3 protein-coding genes are annotated in these 2,640 nt (G+C 42.2%); 2 read left to right on the top strand and 1 reads right to left on the bottom strand.

Annotated elements, in window-relative coordinates; translation table 11 throughout:
* Window positions 1-160 precede the first annotated feature (160 nt).
* Window positions 161-871: an LmeA family phospholipid-binding protein gene (locus I8752_RS21825; RefSeq protein ID WP_214434377.1), complete on the bottom strand. Its 711-nt coding sequence runs from the start codon at window positions 869-871 to the stop codon at window positions 161-163.
* Between the two features lie 142 nt (window positions 872-1,013).
* Between I8752_RS21825 and I8752_RS21820 the strand changes: the two genes are divergently transcribed.
* Both I8752_RS21820 and I8752_RS21815 read left to right on the top strand, forming a co-directional pair.
* Window positions 1,014-1,808: a pseudouridine synthase gene (locus tag I8752_RS21820; protein ID WP_214434376.1), complete on the top strand. Its 795-nt coding sequence runs from the start codon at window positions 1,014-1,016 to the stop codon at window positions 1,806-1,808.
* Window positions 1,805-2,611 carry a helix-turn-helix domain-containing protein gene (locus I8752_RS21815; protein WP_214434375.1) on the top strand — a complete coding sequence of 269 codons (807 nt, stop codon included), beginning with the start codon at window positions 1,805-1,807 and terminating at the stop codon, window positions 2,609-2,611. The genes I8752_RS21820 and I8752_RS21815 overlap by 4 nt, the downstream gene beginning before the upstream one ends.
* The last annotated feature ends 29 nt before the right edge of the window (window positions 2,612-2,640 follow it).

Below are 2,640 nucleotides of genomic sequence, written 5' to 3'. Positions count from 1 at the left end.
GGAGCAGGGGAGCAGGGGGACAAGGGGATAAGGGAGACAAGGAAGAAATAATAGCTACTCCTAACAACTGACAACTGACAACTGACAACTGACAACTGACAACTGACAACTGACAACTGACTCTTGGAAAGACTTGGATTAATCGCGTCTCTACGACACTCTAAGGATTAACGTTAATCCGTCCGCGACAGATTAATTGACCGGGGATCGCTCTGAGTTCTTCAATATCCACATCCGAGCCAAGATCGAAACTGTAATTGCCATCGCCCTTTAAGAGCGGTACTTCGTTTCGCTCGATCTGAATATGCGATAGTTGTAACTCTTGAGGGCTGAGTAATTCTAAGTCTAAATAAATATCCAGATGCGTAGCTTCACTTGGGGATGTTACCATGGCACGCAACATTACTCGATCTTTATCAAGGGTAATTTTTTGCCAAGAAATAGGCTTGGATTTTAGGCTATATTCTGGTAAAAGTTTAACCAGCACATCATTTAAAGCAGTCGATAATAGTTCAGATGAGAGGGAATCGTTAAGATCCTTGTCTTCTACGGCGAGCTCGCCGAAAACTGCCACTGTTTCTAACAGTCGTAGTGGTTGACCTTTCAATACTGAACCTATATTGATTTGAATATTTTCCGCTACCAATTGAATTCGTGTAAGATGGAGGCCTTGATAGACAGCATGACTGGCGAAAATAGATACCCAAGGAATGCAACCAGAGAGAATTTGGCGATCGCTGGCTCGAATTTCTACTTCCAGCTGAGATACCTGACTGACTTGCGCTCTCAACCATAGTTTGAGCGCTTTTGTAAGTAAATTGGTAATTAGCCTTATCTTCTTGGAACTTTTTTGCAAATTGTCTTCTGGCATTCGATCGCTCTTGTGATGGGTATGTACTCAGCAAGTGACTGAACTTAAGTAAGCTCTAAATGTAACATTTATGGCTACTTAACACAAAATGCAAATATCATAAGTATTAGCTAAAGTTCAAATAATTATCAGTAATTTCCCTATGGAGGCTAGGTTACAAAAAATTCTTGCTAGTTTGGGTATTGCCTCCCGCCGTGAAGCTGAAGAAATGATTCGGCGATCGCGCGTGCGGATCAATGGAGTGTTGGCACATTTAGGTCAAAAAATTGACCCTGAAAGAGATACGATTACAGTTGATGGGCAGTTAGTATCAGCTCAACAACGTCCGGCTTTAATATATCTGTTGCTGCACAAGCCGGCTGGAGTGGTTTCCACTTGCTATGACCCTCAAGGAAGAAAAACTGTTTTAGATTTGCTTCCCAAAGAATTACGTGAGGGCACAGGCATTCACCCTGTTGGTCGTCTAGATGCAGAGTCTACAGGAGCATTAATCTTGACTAACGACGGGGATTTGACATTTGGGCTTACTCATCCTCGCCACAGCATCCCTAAGACTTATTTTATTTTGGTAAAAGGACATCCTTCTGAGGCATCACTAGAAATGTGGCGTAAGGGTATTGTTTTAGATGGGAGAAAAACCCGTCCAGCTAGGGTGCGGTTAATAGAAAATCTTGCTGAAAACAGCCGTTTAGAAATTGTATTGCAGGAGGGAAGAAATCGCCAGATTCGCCGTGTAGCCCAACAATTAGGATATCCAGTCATCAAGCTACATCGAACTGCCATAGGCTCAATTAAATTACAAATGCCAAAAGCGGGCTTTCTAAATGAAGGTAATTATCGTTCATTAAAAGAAGATGAAATTCGCTTTTTGCAAAAGCAAATAAAACAAACACCTATTAAAGATTCAGCTGAGGTAAGGAGAGTAGAAAAAGCATGAAATGGCTAAAGAAAAAGAATAATCAGCAGCCAGCAATTTCATTAGAACAACAACAAAGGGAAAAGTTGGCAGAAATGGGGGGTCAACTTTGGGCTGCACGCCAAGAAAAGAGTTTATCTTTAGAGGAAATGGTAGTCTTAACCAAGATTCCCCGCCGGTTGTTGGCAGCGATCGAAGAAGGTAATTTAAACGATCTGCCAGAACCAGTTTATATTCAAGGTTTGATTAGACAATTCGCTGACGCGCTAGGTTTTAACGGAGTAGAATTTGCTAGTCATTTTCCTGTCGCTTCTTTGCCAGCGATCCCCAAAGCTGCTGGGAAAATCAGGTTCATTGGTCAATTACGTCCTCTCCATCTGTACTTACTTTATATATTTGTAATCGTATGTTCTGTTAGTAGCCTGTCTCAATTTTTGAACAATGCATCTTTAAGAGCAAGCAATAGCCAAAGCAATCCCCAGCAAGAGACATATTTAAAAACAGACCCAACTCACACTAAACCATCAACAAAAGTCCAAGCTGTTAGCGACACACTTAGTAATTCCAAAGACAATCAGTCAGTACAGATTGGTGTGACCTTGAAATCCTCATCTTGGATTCGCGTAGTAGCCGATGGCAAAACCGAGTTTGAGGGTGTTCTGCCAGAGGGAACTCACCGTGTTTGGAAAGCCCAAGAACAGTTGACAGTAAAAACTGATAATGCTGGTGGCGTGTTGATGAGTGTTAATCAGCAAGAAGCCAAGCAAATGGGAGAACCTGGGAAAGTAGAAGAGGTGAATATTGCTGCTAGACCTGAGTCTTGAGGGGATGAGGGGGATGAGGGGGATGAGGG

It is taken from the genome of Dendronalium phyllosphericum CENA369 (assembly GCF_016056275.1).
Taxonomy (GTDB): Bacteria; Cyanobacteriota; Cyanobacteriia; order Cyanobacteriales; family Nostocaceae; genus Dendronalium; species Dendronalium phyllosphericum.
This window is presented reverse-complemented; position numbering and strand designations above follow the sequence as displayed.

Excerpts from the sequence above, each read along its gene's own strand:
- I8752_RS21820 (WP_214434376.1), top strand. The coding sequence starts at position 1,014 with ATGGAGGCTAGGTTACAAAAAATTCTTGCTAGTTTGGGTATTGCCTCC.
- I8752_RS21815 (WP_214434375.1), top strand. The coding sequence starts at position 1,805 with ATGAAATGGCTAAAGAAAAAGAATAATCAGCAGCCAGCAATTTCATTA.
- I8752_RS21825 (WP_214434377.1), bottom strand. The coding sequence starts at position 871 with ATGCCAGAAGACAATTTGCAAAAAAGTTCCAAGAAGATAAGGCTAATT.